Source organism: Actinomadura rubrisoli (assembly GCF_004349215.1).
Classification (GTDB): domain Bacteria; phylum Actinomycetota; class Actinomycetes; order Streptosporangiales; family Streptosporangiaceae; genus Spirillospora; species Spirillospora rubrisoli.
This window is the reverse complement of record NZ_SMKU01000059.1, coordinates 1-17,118: the sequence shown is the minus strand read 5'-3', so window position 1 is coordinate 17,118 and position 17,118 is coordinate 1. Positions and strand designations below refer to the sequence as shown.

The window sequence follows — 17,118 nt, the reverse complement described above, 5'->3', positions numbered from 1 at the left end:
ACGAACCCGGGACGATCAGCCCTGGCAGGCGCGCGCCCGGGAGGATCAGCCCTGACCGGCGCGCGCCCGGAGCCACTCCAGGGCCGCGGGGGCCGAGTCGAGGACGGAGATGTGGCCGTCGCCGGGGTCGAGCCGCAGTTGCGCCGAGAGGCAGCGGCGGGCGAGCCATCGGCCGTGCGAGCTGGGCACGACCCGGTCCTGCCCGCCGTGGAGGAGCAGGACGGGCGGGACCACCAGCGCGGGGTCGAATCCCCATGGGGCGACGTAGGCGAGATCGTCGTCTATCAGAGCGTCTGGACCTGCCTCCACGGCCGGGCCGACCACGTCCTCGAACCACGACCACCCGGCCGCGAGCGCGGCGTGGTCCGCCGGGGTGAACATCGCCGGATCGAACTCGGCGGACGCCTCGTATCTCTGCTTCGCCGCGCGCCCCTCGGCGGCCGCACGCAGGGCCGCCACGCCGGAGGCCGACATGCCCGCGAACCAGTCCAGCCCGTCCGCGCCGAACGGGGCCAGACCGGCAACGCTGACAACACCCAGCACCCGCTCGGGCAGCAGCGCCCCGCACGCCAGGGCATGCGGGCCGCCCCCGGAATGGCCCATCACCGCGAACCGATCGATACCCAGCGCATCGGCGACGGCGGAGACGCACGAGGCCGCCGATGCCACGTCCCGTCCCGGAAAAGGGGCCGAGCCGCCGTATCCAGGACGGTCAAACGACACCCATCGGATGCCGAGCCGGGCGGCGGCCGGGAACAGGGGCACGGGAGGTGCGCCTATGTTCGGCGTGCCATGGTGCCAGAAGACGGTCAGCGGATCAGCGGCGTCCGAGCCCGTGTCATAGGCGTGCAGCGTACGCCCGTCAGCCAGCTTCACATCGGTCTCGATCACCATCCGCCCACCGTATCGACAGTTCGGACCCAAAACGCGTCGCCGTGCGCCGTCCGCCTGCGATCATCACGGCGTGGACGTGGCCGTGCAATGGGTCCGGGTCTATTGGACGCGGCGCTCCAGGGGCGCGCCCGGGGCGGTGCGGCGCAATTCCCTGCCCGAAGCGTTCCCCCTGCCTGACGGCACACCCCCCTTCGTGCACGAGGTACACATGTACGAGGGAGAAGACTTCATCCCAGAATCGTCGCTGACGAGCGGCCTGCCGCCGGTCACTCAACTGGAGCTGGCAGAATCCCGCGGCATCCTGCGGGTCATGCTCGTTCCGCAGATGAATAATGCGCAGGCTCGGACGAGGCTCGAACCCGCATGGCGGCGGATGGGCGTGCCCTTGCGGCGTCGACACACGTTGCGATGGCACATCAACTATCGGTTCATGGCGGAATGGGGATGGTATTACCGTCTCGACACGCTCAACATCGTCTACGGCACTTTCTCAGGAGAGGTGTTCGTTCATCATCCGGTGCGGCGAATCGATGAACGAAGACAGTTCCATTGAGCCGAGCGGAACGGCGCGTCTAGAGGTCGGTGGAGGCTTTATAAGGCCGGCTGGCGGCGAGCGTGCGGGCTTGGGCCTTTGCTCGCCGCCAGGTGGGGCTTTTGTGCCGTTCCCGTGGCCGGTGTCAGGGGATGAACTCGATCTCGGGGTATTTCGGGGACGGCTTGGACAGCAGGTGGTCGTCGCGGTGGCGCAGGTGCAGGTCGAAGAAGGCGGTCAGGTAGGCGCGCTCGGCGGCGACGGCGCGGCCGGCATTGATCGTGCCGATGGACTCGCGCAGCTTGGCGACCACCGCCGGCGGGATCGGGAGGGCCTTGATCAGCTGCTGCCCCAGGGGCGACTGGTCGGTGAAGGTCTGGTGTCCGGACTCGCGCAGGAGCAACTGGCGGCGCCAGCCGCGCAGGTTCGACCAGAAGTCCTCCCAGGTCGAGTCGTTGTCGCGCCCGTGGGTGGCGTTGCCCATCAGCATGAACGGGCGGTCCAGGCCCGTGGCGGCGACGGGGCCGAAGAAGGTGCCGTCCATGTTGACGCCCGCGGCGATGCGGGGGTCCTCCGCCATCGTCTCGGCGGTCGTGTCGCCGCCGAGCGAGTGCCCGAACATGCCGATCTTGGACAGGTCGAGGGAGCCGCGCAGGCCCCCGGGCAGCCGGCGGTGCTCGGCGTCGGGGTTTCCGCCGGTGTTGAGCGTCGGGAGCTGGTCCAGGACGAACTTGGTGTCGTCCTGGCGGGCGCGCAGCGCCTTGGCGGTCTCCCTTTCGGCTTCCTCTTCGGTCGGGTTGGACGGTTTCCGGGTCAGTTCCAGCCGGCCCTTGGGGAACTCCACGAACTGGGCGTCGTGGGTGTGGTCGATGGTGACGACCACGTACCCCCGGCTGGCCAGGTCCTGGACGAGTGCGGTGCCGTGGGCGCGGATCGCGCCGTACCCGGGGGAGAAGAGCACCACCGGGTGGCGGCGTCCCCGGACGGGTGCGTCCTGGTGGCCATGGGTGACCGGATAGTCGACGTTGTCCAGGGACGTCTGCAGGTTCCGGCTCGTCTGCTGCTTGTCGAGGGCCGTGGACGCCGGTGGAAGCCACGGGGCGCGCTTGTGGTCTTGGACGTCACGGGCGGGGTACCAGAGGCTGACCATCAGCTCGCGTTTGGCCGATGTCCACGGGTCCTTGCGCGCGTGGTCGACCAGATGCAGCGACGTGGTCCCGACCCGCGCGGGGCCGGTCGGCGCCGGAAGCCTCAGCTGTACCCGGCCTTTCTGGGCCGCGGCCTGCTGGGCGGCGGTGTGCTGGGTGCCGCCGTTATGGGTCGCGGTGGCGATGCCCGCGGTGGCGAGGACGAGCCCCGCGGTTCCGGCCGCGGCCAGGACCGTCCGGCGTGATATCGCGGTCATTCGACGGGTGCGGGTTGGAAGATCATTCACTGAGAGTGGCATCGCGGACGGTCACGGCGATAGGCGGTCGGCGTGATCTCAGGGCCCGGCCGGGGACATCCCTGAGCCCTTCTCCGGGTCGCCGCCGGAGGTCGGTACGGGATCGTTCCCAGCTGGTCGATCCTCCAGTTCAGGGGACGGCTCGGACAGTGCCAGCCGGGCGTGCACGGCTAGCAGCGGACGGGGCAGCCACCAGCTGCGCCGTCCCAGCAGGGTCATGGCAGCCGGGACCAGCAGCATGCGAACGATCGTCGCGTCCAGCGCGATGGCCAGCACCAGGCCGAGGCCGATCGCCTTGATGGGGGCGAAGCCGCCGAAGATGAATCCCGAGAACGCGACGATGGTCAGCAGGGCCGCCGCGGTGACGATGCCGCCGGTCCGCTGGAGGCCCTCGGCGACCGCGGCGCGGGGACCGTCCCCGGCCAGCCACCGCTCCCGGATCCGGGACAGCAGGAAGACCTCGTAGTCGACCGAGAGGCCGAAGGCGATGGCGCCGACCAGCATCGGGACGGTGAGGTGCACGTAGCCGAGGCCCTCCGTACCGAGCAGGCCCGCCAGGTGGCCGTGCTGGAACACCCAGACCACCGCGCCGAGCGCGGCGCCGATGCTGAGCAGGCTCGTCAGGACGGCCTTGACCGGCAGCAGCACCGATCCGGTGAAGGCGAACAGCAGCACCAGCGTGCCGAGCGCCATCAGGGCGACCGCCCACGGCAGCCTGTCGACCAGCATCGCCCGGTAGTCGATCAGCCGTGCCGTGTCGCCGGTGACCTCGACGTCGAACGGCAGGTCCCGGATCGCCTTCACCGCGTCCTTCGCCAGGGCGCCGTCGGACGAGCCGCGCGGCGCCGCGTACACCGCCGTCAGCCGGGGGCCGAGCGCGTCCACCCGGACCTCGGCGACGCCCGGTACGGCGGCGACGCTGTCGCGCAGCCGCGCCAGCCCGGGGTCGCCCGCGGGGACGCGGGCGATCACCTGGATGTCGCCCGACCAGCGCGCCCGGTCCGGGAAGTGGACGGTGAGCCCCTCCCACATCTGGCGGGTGGAGGTCGGGCCGGGCAGCATCCGGGGGTCGCCGTGGGAGATGCGGAGGCCGGACACGGGGACGGCCAGCACGAGGATCGCGCCGACGGTGACGGCGAGGACCAGCACCGGACGGCGCTGGACGCCCCTGGCGACCCGGGCGAAGACGCCGTGCTCGGGGCGCTGCCGGGCCGGCGAGATCCGGTGGCCGAACCTGGTGAGCAGCGCCGGGAGGAGGGTGAGCGCGGCGGCCATGTCCACCAGGACGACGGCCGCGCCGCTCAGCCCCATCGAGCGGAGGAACGGGTCGGGGAAGACCACCAGCCCGGCCAGCGCGACCGCCACCGTCAGGCCGGAGAACATGACGGTGCGGCCGGCGGTCGCGGTGGCGCGGGCGACCGCCGCGGACACCTCCGGGGCGGTGCGGCGCTCCTCCCGGAACCGGTTGACGATCAGCATCGCGTAGTCCACCGCCAGGCCGACCGCGAGCATGCTGGTGATCTGGATCGCGTAGACCGAGACGTCGGTGACGTGGCTGAACAGGAAGAGGACGCCGAAGGTCCCGCCGATCCCGACCACGGCGACCAGCAGCGGCAGCCCGGCGGCGAGCACCCCGCCGAAGACGATCAGCAGCAGGACGAGCATCACCGGCATGCTCAGCAGTTCGGCCTTGGCCACGTCCTTCTGCGCCTGCGAGTCGAACTCCGCGTCCGACAGCGGGCCGCCCGCGATGGCGACCGTCCCGGGGCGGACGGCCCGCAGGTGCCCGGCGACGGCCTCCGCCGCCGCCCCCTGATCGTCCCCGGGGGCCAGGACGGCTTCGACCAGCAGCGCCCTGCCGGTCACGGCGGAGGGGAGCGGCTCGGACACCGCCGCGACGCCCGGCACGGCCCGCGCCTTCCGGGTCGCCGAGGCGACGCTCCGCCGCAGCTCGGGATCTCCGGCCGCCCGGCCGGAGATGACCGCGGTCAGCGTCTCGGCCCGGGGCGCGACCTCGTCCAGGCGGTCGGCGGCGCGGCCGGACTCGCTGCCGGGCACCCGGCCGACGTCGGACACGAGCCGCCCGAACACCCCGCCGCCGATGCCGAACCCGGCGCCCACGATGGCGAGCCATACCCCGACGACGATGAGCGGTCGCCGGGCGGTGAACCTTGAGATCGCGCTGATCATGACAACCCCCGGTGGACGAGACCTGTCCCGATGTTCGCCGGGCGGAGGGGGTGCGCGAATCGCCGACGAGAGTGGATCCGCGCCTCGTCCTCACGAGCGGTGGATCCCGTTCCCGGGAGGGCAAATCTCGTTCTCGGGAGTGTCCGTCCTCGTCCTCAGGAGTGACCAGGGGGCGGGGTCTCGCCCGGCTGGACCAGGCCCCCCTCGTAGGCGAGCACGACCGCCTGCACCCGGTCCCGGAGGCCGAGCTTGGCCAGCAGGCTGCTGACGTGGGACTTCACCGTGTGCTGGCTGACGTGCAGCTCGCGGGCGATCTCCGCGTTGGACAGCCCCCGGGCGAGGAGCCGCAGCGCGTCGGTCTCCCGCGCGGTGAGCCGCGCCAGCCGGGCGTCCGCGCGGGCGGCGCCGGGCGCGGGACGGGACCGTCCGACCACGTCGGCGATCAGCCGCCGCGTCACGGTCGGCGCGAGCAGCGCCTCGCCGGCGGCGACCACGCGCACCGCGTCGACCAGCTCGTCGCGCCGCATGTCCTTGAGCAGGAAGCCGCTCGCACCGGCCCGCAGCGCGTCGTAGACGTATTCGTCGAGATCGAACGTGGTGAGCACCAGGACCTTCGCGCGCGTGTGACGGCAGATCTCCTCGGCGGCCTCGATCCCGTTGACGTTCGGCATGAGGACGTCCATCAGCACCACGTCGGGATCGAGCTCCCGCGCCATCCGGACGGCCTCGGCCCCGTCCGCCGCCGTGCCCGCGAGCACCAGGTCCGGCTGGGCGGAAAGGATCATCGCGAAACCCTCGCGGACGAGCGCCTGATCATCGGCGATGAGCACGCGGATCAGCTGTTCAGGGGGCACGGCCTCACAGTACGGGCATTTCACCGGCGAGAAGGGGCCGATTCGCCGCGTGCACGACGGGGGCCCACGGGCCGTCCGCCTACGGCAGGGGGAGGCTCGCCGTCACGCGGAAGCCGACGCCGCCGTCCCCCGGGCCTGCCGTCAGCTCGCCGTCGGCCGCCGCGACCCGCTCCCGCATCCCGATCAGCCCGTGCCCTGCCGGGCTCTCCGGTCCGTGCCCGGCCCGCTCCGCCCGGCCGCGTCCGAGCTCATCTACCGGGCCCGCGCTCGCCTCACCCGGCCCGTCGTCGCATATCTCCAGGCGGAGCGCGCTGCCCGCCCACTCCAGCCGGACGGTCGCGCTCGCCGCCCCGGCGTGCTTGACCGTGTTGGTCAGCGACTCCTGGACGATCCGGTAGGCGGTCGCGCCGAGGTCGGCCGGTACCCGCCGGGCCTCGCCGCCGATCGCCAGCGTCACGTCCAGGCCGGAGTGCCGGAAGCCCGCGATCAGCGCCGGCAGGCCGTCGAGGTCGGGTGGCGGGCCGGTGGCCGCCTCGTCGGTCCGCAGGACGCCGAGGACCCGGCGGAGCTGGGCCAGCGACTCGCGCGCGGTGGCCGAGATGGTGTCGAACACCTCCTCGGCCTTGCCGGGGTCGGACCGGACGACCACCGGACCGGCCTCGGCCTGAATGGCGATCATGCTCATCGAGTGGGCGATGATGTCGTGCATCTCGCGCGCGATCCGGGTCCGCTCCCGCGCCGCGGCGGCCTCCCGCTGCCCGGCGAGGCGCCGCGCCCGCTCCTCCAGCATGGCGATCCGGGACCGGCGTGCCCGCGCGGAGACGCCCAGCGCGTACGCGACGGAGAACGCGATGCCCTGGAGGCCCAGGTTGAGGACCTCGTCGTCCGGGACGAGGATCGAGAGGGCGAGCGCGACGGCCGACAGCGCCACCGCGGTCAGCCGCAGCACCGGCGGGCAGAGGGCGGCGAAGGTGTAGGTGGCGACGAGTTGCGCGGCGGGCAGGTGGCCCAGCAATTCCGCCATGGCCAGCCACATGGTGCCGATGCCGGTGACGACGGTGACCGTGAACGGGTACCGGCGGCGCCAGATCAGCGGCAGCGCGTTCGCCAGGGCCGCCACCGGCATCCACCAGGTGAGGAGGTCGTCGATGCTCGCCTGGAAGACCATGATCGACCAGCAGGCGGCGGCGATGGCGGCGTCCACGGCCAGGGGAGGAAGGTCACGCGCCCGGTCCGTGAGCCGCCGCCGGTACGCGGTGAGGGTCGACACGTGGTCTGCTCTCCTACGGAAGCGATGTGGCTGCCCCCAGTATCGAGCGCGGTGAGGACGGCGTCCTCACTCTCGCGAGTGAGCGCCGCCCCCGGCGGTGCCCGCGCCTTGAGGTGGCGCCCGCGCTTTTCGGTGGGACCGGCGCCACGGCGGATCCCGCGCCGTACGGGTGAACCGCGTGGGGAGCGTGTACGTAGTGAGAATGTGGCCGTCCCCTTATCCGCAGTTCAGGACGGTTTCGCGGCTCATCGGCTCGCACGGGAGGACCTTCGGATTGTCATTGCGCGACGGTGACCTTCAGATCGGGGAAGCGGCGAGCGAACCCGCCGGCGAGCCGGAATCGCAGGAAGGGAAGCAGGAAGGGGAGCAGGAAGGGGAGCGGAAAGCGGAGCAGGAGGGAAAGCAGAAAGCGGAGGGGAAGCGGGAAGGCGAAGGACGGGGACGCTCGATCGCGGGCTGGACGACGACCGTCCTGGCCTGCCTGTTCGTGCTGTTCGGGCTCGTCGCGCCGACCGAGGCCGCCCGGCTGACGCCCGGGGCGTTCGTGCGCATCCCGGTGGAGGCGCTCGTGGGCGTCGCCGTCCTCCTCGTCCTGCCGGCCAGGGCGGGACGGGTGGCGGCGGCGGTGGCCGGGGCCGTGCTCGGCCTGCTGACCATCGTGAAGGTCGTGGACGTGGGCTTCGACGCGGTCCTGGTGCGGCGGTTCGACCTGGTCCTCGACTGGATCCTGTTCGGGTCCGCCATGGAGTTCCTCAGCGCCTCGGTCGGACGGCCCGGGGCGATCGTCGTGGTCGGGGCGGTGGTGATCCTGGCGGTCGCCGTGCCCGTCCTCATGACGCTGTCGGTGCTCCGGCTGAACCGGCTGGTGACCCGGAAGCGGACGACCGCGATCCGCGCCGTCGCGGTGCTCGGCACGGCGTGGGCGGCGTGCGCGGCGCTCGGGGCGCAGATCGTCCCCGGCGTGCCGGTCGCCTCCGGGAGCACGGCGGCCCTCGCCTACGATCACGCGCTCCAGGTGCGGGCGAGCCTGAACGACGACAAGGCGTTCCGGTCCGAGGCCGCCGTCGACGCCTTCCGCGGCACCCCCGGCGGCAGGATGCTGACGGGCCTGCGCGGCAAGGACGTCGTCCTGGCGTTCGTGGAGAGCTACGGGCGCGACGCCGTCCAGGACCCGGAGTTCGCGCCGCAGGTCGGCGCGGTGCTGGACGAGGGGAGCCGGCGGCTGCGGGCGGCCGGGTTCGCCTCGCGCAGCGGCTTCCTCACCTCGCCGACGGCGGGCGGCGGCAGCTGGCTGGCGCATTCGACGCTGCTGTCGGGCCTGTGGATCAACAACCAGCAGCGCTACCGCAGCCTCGTCGACAGCAACCGGCTGACCCTGAACCGCGCGTTCCAGCGCGCGGACTGGCGCAGTGTCGCGGTGGTGCCCGGGGTCACCCGGGCCTGGCCGGAGGGCCGGTTCTTCGGCTACGACCAGGTCTACGCCGCCCGCGACATGGGCTATCGCGGCGCGAGCTTCAGCTGGGCGACGATGCCCGACCAGTACACCCTGACGATGTTCGAGCGGTACGAGCGGGCGAACCGGGCGAAGCGGGGCCATGCGCCGGTGATGGCGGAGATCCCGCTGCTGTCCAGCCACGCGCCCTGGGCCCCGATCCCGAAGATGATCGACTGGAAGGACGTCGGCGACGGCTCGGTCTACAAGTCCATGGCCGCGTCCGGCAAGAAGCCGGACGCGGTGTGGCGCCATCCGTCGCGGGTGCGCGCGGAGTACCGGCGTTCCATCGAATACTCGCTGAACAGCCTCATCTCCTACGTGGAGACCTACGGCGATGACAACCTCGTGCTCGTCTTCCTCGGCGACCACCAGCCCGCCCCGATCGTCACCGGCGCGGGAGCCGGCAGGGACGTGCCCATCACGATCGTCGCCCGCGACCCCGCCGTCCTCAGCAAGATCTCCGGCTGGGGCTGGCAGGACGGCCTCAAGCCGGGGCCGGACGCCCCGGTCTGGCCGATGAGCGCCTTCCGCGACCGGTTCCTGACCGCCTTCGGGTCCCAGCGGTCGTCCTAGCTCCTTCGCTGCTGGAGAGTCATTTGCCCTCGAAGACGGCGGGGCGCTTCTCCTTGAAGGCCCTGGAACCCTCCTTGGCGTCCTCGGAGCCGATGACCGGCCAGCCGATCTCGTCGGAGATCTTGAGGGCCTCCTCCTCCGCGAGATGCTCGGTCTCGCGGTAGGTGCGCAGGACGGCCTGGACGGCGAGGGGGCCGCACGCGGCGATCTGGTCGGCGAGCTCCCGCGCCGCGGCGAGGGCGGTGCCGTCCGGGACGACCTTGTTGACAAGGCCCATCGCGAGGGCCTCCTGCGCGCTCACCGAGCGGGCCGTCAGGAGGAGGTCCATGGCGTTGGCGTAGCCGATCTGACGGGGGAGACGGATGGCGCAGCCGCCCATGGGGAACAGGCCGCGCTTCGCCTCGTACAGGCCGAGGGTGGCGCCCTCGGCGACCACGCGCAGGTCGGTCCCGACGAGCAGCTCCGTGCCGCCCGCGACGGCGTAGCCCTCGACGGCGCAGATGAGGGGCTTGGTCGGACGGCCGTCGCGGAGCAGGCCCTTCCAGTGGAAGTCCGGGATCCGCGCCATGCGCTCCTGGACGCGGGGGTCGGCGGGACGCTGCCCCATCGCCTTGAGGTCGGCGCCCGCGCAGAACTGGCCGCCGGCGCCGGTGAGGATGCCGACGCGCACCTCAGGAGTCTCGGACATGTAGGCCCACGCCTCCGCGAGGCCGACGAGCATCGAGGAGCTGAGCGCGTTGCGCGCCTCGGGACGGTTCATCGTGACGATGACGACGTGGCCGTCGCGCTCGACGGTGCAGTGCTCGGTGCCGATCGGCGGCCGTTCCGTCATGGTTCCTCCAGCCCGGATGCAAAACAAGAACAGATTCTAGTGAAGTGCGTCCGCTACTGGTAGGGCTTGCCCGATAAAACGAGAACGTGATCTACTTTGGTCGCCGGGCACCGGCGCGAGGCGGTGCCGACCGTGATCACATAGGGAGATCCGATGGGGTCGTTGGGCTTTTGGCGGCTGGCGCAGGCCGATCCCGAGTGGATCGCCGCCGTCGATCCGGACGGGACGCGGCACGCGGCGGGCGACCTGCTCGCCCGCGCCAACCGGCTCGTCCACGGGCTTCGGGGCCTGGGCCTCCAGGACGGCGACGGCATCTGCGGGCTCGTCCCGAACGGCGTCGAGGGGCTCGTGCTGTACCTGGCGGCGTTGCAGGCGGGCTGGTACTACACGCCGATCAACTGGCATCTGACCGGGCCGGAGATCGGGTACATCGTCGCCGACAGCGAGGCCAAGGCGTTCTTCGTCCACGAGCGGTACGCGCAGGAGGGCGCCAGGGCGGCCGAGGACCTCGACCCGAGGCGGCGGTTCGCGTTCGGCCGGGTCGAGGGCTTCCACCCGTACGAGGACCTGGTCGAAGGGCAGCCGAGCGACCTGCCGGAAGGGCGCACCAACGGCGCCACCATGCACTACACGTCCGGGACGACGGGACGGCCGAAGGGCGTCCGACGGCGGCTGGCCGGCCTCGACCCCGACGACAGCGCAGAGCTGATGACCTTCCTGCTGGGCATGTTCGGCATCACGCCCGGACGGCCCGCCGGCGGTGCGCCGCAGGCGCACCTGATCACCTCGCCGAACTACCACACGGCCGTCACCCAGTTCGGCGGCTCGGCCCTCCAGATGGGGCACACGATCGTCTACATGGACGGGTGGGACGCCGAGGAGTGCCTGCGGCTGATCCAGGAGCACGGCGTCACCAGCACCCACATGGTGCCGACGCACTTCAAGCGCCTCCTGGGCCTGCCAGAGGAGATCAAGAAGAGCTACGACGTGTCGTCCATGAAATGGGCGATCCACGCGGCCGCGCCGTGCCCGGTGCCGATCAAGCAGCGGATGCTGGAGTGGTGGGGCGACTGCGTCTGGGAGTACTACGCGGCGACCGAGGGCGGCGGGACGGTCGCCGGCCCGCAGGACTGGCGGGCCCACCCCGGGACGGTCGGCAGCGCCTGGCCGATCAGCGAGCTGCTGATCGTGGACGATGACGGCGAACCCGTCCCGGCCGGGACGCACGGCACGATCTACATGAAGATGGCCGGCACGGAATTCGAGTACAAGGGCGACAGGGAGAAGACCGAAGAGAACCGGCTGAAGGGCTTCTTCACGGTCGGCGACGTCGGCTATCTGACCGAGGACGGGTTCCTGTTCCTGTCCGACCGCAAGGCCGACATGATCATTTCGGGTGGGGCGAACATCTACCCCGCCGAGATCGAGAACGAGATCACCCTGCATCCCAAGGTCGCGGACGTGGCCGTGTTCGGGATCCCGGACGAGGAGTGGGGCGAGCAGATCAAGGCGGTCGTGGAGCCCGCCGAGGGAGCCCCGCCCGGCCCGGACCTGGCGGCGGAGATCCTCGCGTCCCTGGACGGGCGGCTGGCCCGGATGAAGTGGCCGAGGACGATCGACTTCATCGAGACGATGCCGCGCGAGCCGAACGGCAAGCTTCTCAAACGCAAGCTCAGGGACCCGTACTGGAAGGACCGCGGCAGTGCGATCTGACCCGAACCACGTCCTGGCGTTCCCCGGCGGGTACACCCGCTCGGTCGGCCCGGTGATCGGCCGGTTCCTGAGCGAGCTGCGCGACGGCCGCCTGGTCGGCGTCCGCACCGCCGGGGGCCGGGTGCTGGTGCCGCCCGCCGAGTACGACCCGGAGACGGGCGAGGACGTGACCGGCGAGTTCGTGGAGGTCGGCCCGGTCGGGACGGTCACGACGTGGTCGTGGGTGCCGCGCCCGGCCAAGGAGCATCCGCTGGACCGCCCGTTCGCGTGGGCGCTGATCCGGCCGGACGGTGCCGACACCGCGCTGCTGCACGCGCTCGACCTGGGCGTCTTCGACGAGGGCGCGAAGCCGCCGCGTTCCCTCAGGACCGGGATGCGCGTGCGTCCCAGATGGCGCGCGGAGCGGACCGGCGGGATCGGCGACATCGCGTGCTTCCTGCCCGAGGTCACGATGATCAACGCGCCGACGCGGCTGGAGTACCGGCTCCAGGGCGGACGGGCGCTGGACCGGTTCCTGGAGGGCATCGCCGAGGGCCGGATCCTCGGGCACAGGTGCCCCGTCTGCGACCAGGTCATCGTCCCGATGAAGGGGCTGTGCCCGCGCGACGGCGTGCCCACCGGCGAGGAGGTGGAGCTGCCCGACACCGGCACGGTGACCACCTTCGCGGTCAACAACATCCCCGACCCGCGTGCCCCCGAGGTGCCGTTCGTGTCGGCCTACGTCTTGCTGGACGGTGCGGGGCTCACGATGCTGACGCTCGTCGCGGGCATCCCGGCGGACCAGGTCAGGATGGGCATGCGGGTGAAGGCGGCGTGGCGTCCCCGCGAGGAGTGGGGCAGGACCATGGCGAACATCAGGTGGTTCGAGCCCCTCGACGAGCCCGACGTCCCCTTCGACGAGATCAAGGACTACCTCTGATGGGCAAGGACCCGCGGGCCGGCAGGGAGATCGCGGTCGTCGCCTTCGTGCAGACCGAGCACGCGGCCGAGGACCGAGGGCTGGCGGAGACCGAGCTGCTCGCCCCGCTCATCACCGAGATCAAGGAGCGGACCGGGCTGGGCCGGTTCGGGTTCACCTGCTCCGGGTCGTGCGACTACCTGGCGGGCACGCCGTTCTCGTTCGTGGCGGCGCTCGACGCGATCGGGGCGTGGCCGCCGATCTCCGAGAGCCATGTCGAGATGGACGCGGCGTGGGCGCTGTACGAGGCGTGGGTGAAGCTGCGGCACGGCGAGATCGACACCGCGCTGGTGTACGGGTTCGGGAAGGCGTCGCAGGGGGACCTGCGGACCGTCCTGACCCAGCAGCTCGACCCGTACCACCTGGCGCCGCTGGGCATCGACCAGGTGTCGCTGGCCGCGCTCCAGGCCCGCGCCTACATGGAGCGGTCGGGCGCCAAGGAGGACGACCTGCGCGCCGTCGCGGCACGGTCCCGCGCGTCCGGACGCGACAATCCGTTCGCGCTGCACCTGCCCGACCCCGAGGACGGCGGCTACGACGTGGCGCCGCTGTATCCGCACGACGTCGCGCCCGTCACCGACGGCGCCGCGGCGATCGTCCTGGCGGCCGGGGACAAGGCGCGGGAGCTGTGCGAGCGGCCCGCGTGGATCACCGGCATCGACCACCGCAGCGAGGCCCACGCGCCGGGCGTCCGCGACCTGACCCGCTCGGACGCGGCGCGCATCGCCGGCGAGAAGGCGGGCGCCGCCGGAGTGGAGGTCGCGGAGCTGCACGCGCAGTTCAGCCACGAGGAGCTGATCCTGCGGGAGGCCCTGGGGCTCGGCGGCGACGTGGCGGTGAACCCGTCCGGCGGGTCGCTGTCGGCCAACCCCGTGATGGCCGCGGGCCTGATCCGGATCGGGGAGGCCGCGTCCCGGATCCACGCCGGGACGGCGTCCAGGGCGCTCGGCCACGCCGCGTCCGGTCCGTGCCTCCAGCAGAACCTGGTCTGCGTCCTGTCGGGAGAGAACCATGGGTAACCCGTGCGCGATCATCGGGATCGGGCAGACGGCGTACAAGACGAAGCGCCTGGACGTGTCGATGGCGGGCCTGCTGCGCGAGGCGGCCCGGCGCGCGCTCGACGACGCGGAGCTGACGTGGAAGGACATCGACGCCGTCGTCATCGGCAAGGCCCCGGACCTGTTCGAGGGCGTGATGATGCCCGAGGCGTACCTGGCGGACGCGCTGGGCGCCACCGGCAAGCCGATCATGCGCGTGCACACGGCGGGGTCGGTCGGCGGGTCCACGGCGATCGTCGCGGCGAGCCTGATCCAGGGCGGCGTGCACGACCGCGTCCTCACGGTGGCGTGGGAGAAGCAGTCGGAGTCGAACGCGACGTGGGCGCTGACCGTCAACTCGCCGTTCACGACGTCCCTGGTGGTGGGTGCGGGCGGCTACTTCGCCCCGCACATCCGCGCCTACATGCGCCGGTCGGGCGCCCCCGACCACATCGGCACGCTCGTCGCCGTCAAGGACCGGCAGAACGCGCTGAAGAACCCGTACGCGCACCTGAGGATCCCCGGCATCTCCCGCGAGATGGTCGAGTCGACGCCGATGCTGTGGGAGCCGATCCGCTACCTGGAGACCTGCCCGTCCTCGGACGGGGCGTGCGCGATGGTGCTGGCCTCGGAGGACGCCGCGAAACGAGCACCGTCCCGGCCCGCCTGGGTGCAGGGCACCGCGATGCGCTCGGAGCCGATCTTCTTCGCCGGGCGCGACACCGTGAACCCGCGCGGCGGCATCGACTGCGCCGCCGACGTCTACCGGCAGGCCGGGATCACCGACCCGCGCGGCGAGCTGGACTGCGCCGAGGTGTACGTCCCATTCTCCTGGTATGAGCCGATGTGGCTGGAGAATCTCGGCTTCTGCGGCGAGGGCGAGGGCTGGAAGCTCACCGAGGCCGGGGCGACGGCGCTGGACGGTGACATCCCGTGGAACCCCTCCGGCGGCGTCCTGTCGTCCAACCCGATCGGCGCGTCCGGGATGATCCGGTTCGCCGAGGCGGCCCTCCAGGTGCGCGGGCAGGCGGGCGAGCACCAGGTGGACGGCGCGCGCCGCGCCCTCGGCCACGCCTACGGCGGCGGCGCCCAGTTCTTCGCGATGTGGATCGTCGGCAGCTCGAAACCGTGACAGCCGGAGGGACGCCCGATGGAGTACAACCACGCCGACCTGTTCGAGGGGGTCGCGGACGCGATCGGTGAGCGCGTCGCCGTGGTGTGCGGCGACCGGCGGCTCACCTACGCCGAACTGGACGAGCACGCCAACCGCCTCGCGCACCACCTGGAGACGGCGGGCGTCCGGCCGGGGCAGCACGTCGCCGTCCAGCTGTACAACGGCATCGAGTACGCGGCGGCGCTGCTGGCCACGCTGAAGATCCGCGCCGTGCCGATCAACGTGAACTACCGGTACGTGGAGAACGAGCTGCTCTACCTCTACCGCGATTCCGACAGCGTGGCGCTGCTGTACGACGTGGAGTTCGAGGACCGGGTCGCGGTGGTCGTCGCCCGGGTACCCGCGCTGGCGCACCTCGTCGCGGTCGGCGGGGCGCCGTCGATCCCCGGCGCGGTCGCCTATGACGACGCGCTCCGGGCTGCCGACGGGACGCGCGGCTTCCCGTCCCGCTCGTCCGGCGACACCTACATCATCTACACGGGCGGGACGACCGGGATGCCCAAGGGCGTCATGTGGTCGACCGGGCAGCTGCTGCTGGCGTTCTGGAACCCGACGCTCCCGCGTCCGAGCCGTCCCGAGGACGTCGTCGCCCTGGCCCGCGACTCGGGGCCGCTGGTGATGATGCCCGTCGCTCCGCTCATGCACGGCGCCGCGCAGATGGCCACATGGATCGCCTGGTTCATGGGCGCGACCGTCGTCTACACGCGCCGCTTCGACGCCGCCGACGTGTGGCGGACGATCGAGCGCGAGAAGGTCAACTCCCTCACCGTGACCGGCGACGCCATGGCGATCCCGATGGCGGACGAGCTGGCGCGCGGCGCCTACGACACCTCGTCCCTGCTGGCCTACGTCTCGACGGGCGCGATCCTCACCGGAACCGTCCGCGACCGCATCCAGCGGCTCCTGCCGAACACGCTCATCATGGACCGGTTCGGCTCGACCGAATCGGGCTCGACGGCCGAGGCGGTCGCGGGCTCGGCCCCGGAGAAGGGCCTGCGGTTCGCGCCCGACGTGGAGAACGTCACCGTCCTGGACGACGCGCTCCGGCCCGTCGAACCCGGCTCGGGCGCCATCGGGCAGGTCGCCCGCACCGGGCACATCGCCCGCGGCTACTACAACGACCCCGAGAAGACCGCCCGGACGTTCCCGGTCGTGGACGGGCGGCGCTGGCTGCTCACCGGCGACATCGCCACCGTGGAGGAGGACGGGTCGATCGCCGTCTACGGGCGCGGCTCGCAGGCCATCAACACCGGCGGCGAGAAGGTCTTCCCAGAGGAGGTCGAGGCCGTCCTCAAGGGCCACCCATCGGTGTACGACGCCGTCGTGACGGGCGTCCCGGACGAGCGCTGGGGCAACCGCGTCGCCGCCGTCGTCCAGCCGTCCGGCGACGCCCCGTCCACCGCGGACCTGGACGCGCACTGCCGCAGGGAGCTGTCGGGCTACAAGGTCCCGCGCGTCTACGCGTTCGTCGCGGAGATGAAGCGCTCCCCGGCCGGCAAGGCCGACTACCGTTGGGCCGCGCGGATCGCCTCGTCCGCCGCCGACGGCCCGACCTGACCTGGCCGCGTCGCCGTCCGGCTGTCCCCCACCGCCGCCGGACGGCTAGACTCTCCTCTGAAGAGCCGCTCTCTAAATGAGCGTCTCTATATTAGAGTAAAGAAGGAGAGGTGGGGTGTGTCGACCCCGGAGCGCGACCGGATGGCGGGCGAGCTGCAAATGGCGACGCAGCGCAGCACGATGTTCACGGTGCTGCTGCACCACGCCACCGCGAGCAAGGCGGGCATGAACGTCACGGACGCGCAGTGCGTGAACGCCCTGTCCCTGGACGGCCCGCAGACCCCGGGCCAGCTCGCGCAGCTCATGGGCATCACGACCGGCGGCGCCATCACCGCCGTGATCGACCGGCTGGAGAAGGCCGGCTACGTCAGGCGCACCCGCGACCCCGACGACCGCCGCCGCGTGATCGTCGAGCTCGTGGAGGAGAACGTCGCCCGCTTCGGCCGCTACTTCGAGCCCATCGGACGGATGTTCCGCGAGCGCCTCGACGGCTACAGCGACGAACAGATCGCCTTCCTCCTGCGCTGGATCCGCGAGAACAACGCCGCCATGCCCGGGATCATCGAGGAGATCAGAAACCTCCCCTGACCCCCAC

The 17,118-nt window shown here is 71.9% G+C and carries 14 protein-coding genes; 8 read left to right on the top strand and 6 right to left on the bottom strand.

Annotated features, from left to right (window positions below; translation table 11 throughout):
• Positions 1–45 precede the first annotated feature (45 nt).
• Positions 46–894: an alpha/beta fold hydrolase gene (locus E1298_RS14315; protein WP_131893261.1), complete on the bottom strand. Its 849-nt coding sequence runs from the start codon at positions 892–894 to the stop codon at positions 46–48.
• Positions 895–964: 70 nt separating this feature from the next.
• Here E1298_RS14315 and E1298_RS14310 point away from each other — a divergent pair, with 70 nt between their 5' ends.
• A complete protein-coding gene (locus E1298_RS14310) occupies positions 965–1,447 on the top strand; it encodes a hypothetical protein (protein WP_131893259.1) in 483 nt (160 codons plus the stop codon).
• 124 nt (positions 1,448–1,571) lie between these two features.
• Here E1298_RS14310 and E1298_RS14305 read toward each other — a convergent pair whose 3' ends face one another.
• The 4 genes from E1298_RS14305 to E1298_RS14290 all read right to left on the bottom strand — a co-directional run bounded on the left by E1298_RS14305 (position 1,572) and on the right by E1298_RS14290 (position 7,184).
• Complete coding sequence (locus E1298_RS14305; RefSeq protein ID WP_131893257.1) at positions 1,572–2,831, bottom strand: alpha/beta hydrolase family protein; 1,260 nt, start codon at positions 2,829–2,831, stop codon at positions 1,572–1,574.
• A 78-nt stretch (positions 2,832–2,909) separates the two neighbouring features.
• A complete protein-coding gene (locus E1298_RS14300; RefSeq protein WP_131893255.1) occupies positions 2,910–5,060 on the bottom strand; it encodes an MMPL family transporter in 2,151 nt (716 codons plus the stop codon).
• Between the two features lie 155 nt (positions 5,061–5,215).
• On the bottom strand, positions 5,216–5,914 hold the full coding sequence (locus E1298_RS14295) for a response regulator (protein ID WP_279498381.1): 699 nt from the start codon (positions 5,912–5,914) through the stop codon (positions 5,216–5,218).
• Positions 5,915–5,993: 79 nt separating this feature from the next.
• Positions 5,994–7,184 (bottom strand): sensor histidine kinase, encoded by a 1,191-nt coding sequence (locus E1298_RS14290; protein ID WP_131893253.1) that lies wholly within the window; start codon positions 7,182–7,184, stop codon positions 5,994–5,996.
• Positions 7,185–7,458: 274 nt separating this feature from the next.
• On the opposite strand from E1298_RS14290, the gene E1298_RS14285 reads away from it, so the two are divergent.
• Positions 7,459–9,252 (top strand): alkaline phosphatase family protein, encoded by a 1,794-nt coding sequence (locus E1298_RS14285; protein ID WP_207944623.1) that lies wholly within the window; start codon positions 7,459–7,461, stop codon positions 9,250–9,252.
• Between the two features lie 19 nt (positions 9,253–9,271).
• On the opposite strand, the gene E1298_RS14280 is transcribed toward E1298_RS14285, so the two are convergent.
• Positions 9,272–10,084, bottom strand: coding sequence for a crotonase/enoyl-CoA hydratase family protein (locus E1298_RS14280; RefSeq protein ID WP_131893251.1), 813 nt, complete (start codon positions 10,082–10,084; stop codon positions 9,272–9,274).
• 153 nt (positions 10,085–10,237) lie between these two features.
• Here E1298_RS14280 and E1298_RS14275 point away from each other — a divergent pair, with 153 nt between their 5' ends.
• The 6 genes from E1298_RS14275 to E1298_RS14250 all read left to right on the top strand — a co-directional run bounded on the left by E1298_RS14275 (position 10,238) and on the right by E1298_RS14250 (position 17,111).
• Positions 10,238–11,797 carry an acyl-CoA synthetase gene (locus E1298_RS14275; RefSeq protein WP_131893249.1) on the top strand — a complete coding sequence of 520 codons (1,560 nt, stop codon included), beginning with the start codon at positions 10,238–10,240 and terminating at the stop codon, positions 11,795–11,797.
• A complete protein-coding gene (locus tag E1298_RS14270) occupies positions 11,787–12,716 on the top strand; it encodes a Zn-ribbon domain-containing OB-fold protein (protein ID WP_131893247.1) in 930 nt (309 codons plus the stop codon). Before E1298_RS14275 ends, E1298_RS14270 begins: the two co-directional genes overlap by 11 nt.
• Entirely contained in the window at positions 12,716–13,774 is a 1,059-nt protein-coding gene (locus tag E1298_RS14265) for a thiolase domain-containing protein (RefSeq protein WP_131893245.1), read from the top strand. The genes E1298_RS14270 and E1298_RS14265 overlap by 1 nt, the downstream gene beginning before the upstream one ends.
• Positions 13,767–14,924, top strand: a complete 1,158-nt coding sequence (locus E1298_RS14260) for a thiolase domain-containing protein (RefSeq protein WP_131893243.1) — start codon at positions 13,767–13,769, stop codon at positions 14,922–14,924. Before E1298_RS14265 ends, E1298_RS14260 begins: the two co-directional genes overlap by 8 nt.
• 18 nt (positions 14,925–14,942) lie before the next feature.
• Positions 14,943–16,523, top strand: coding sequence for an acyl-CoA synthetase (locus E1298_RS14255; RefSeq protein WP_131893241.1), 1,581 nt, complete (start codon positions 14,943–14,945; stop codon positions 16,521–16,523).
• A gap of 117 nt (positions 16,524–16,640) precedes the next feature.
• A complete protein-coding gene (locus E1298_RS14250; protein ID WP_207944622.1) occupies positions 16,641–17,111 on the top strand; it encodes a MarR family winged helix-turn-helix transcriptional regulator in 471 nt (156 codons plus the stop codon).
• The last annotated feature ends 7 nt before the right edge of the window (positions 17,112–17,118 follow it).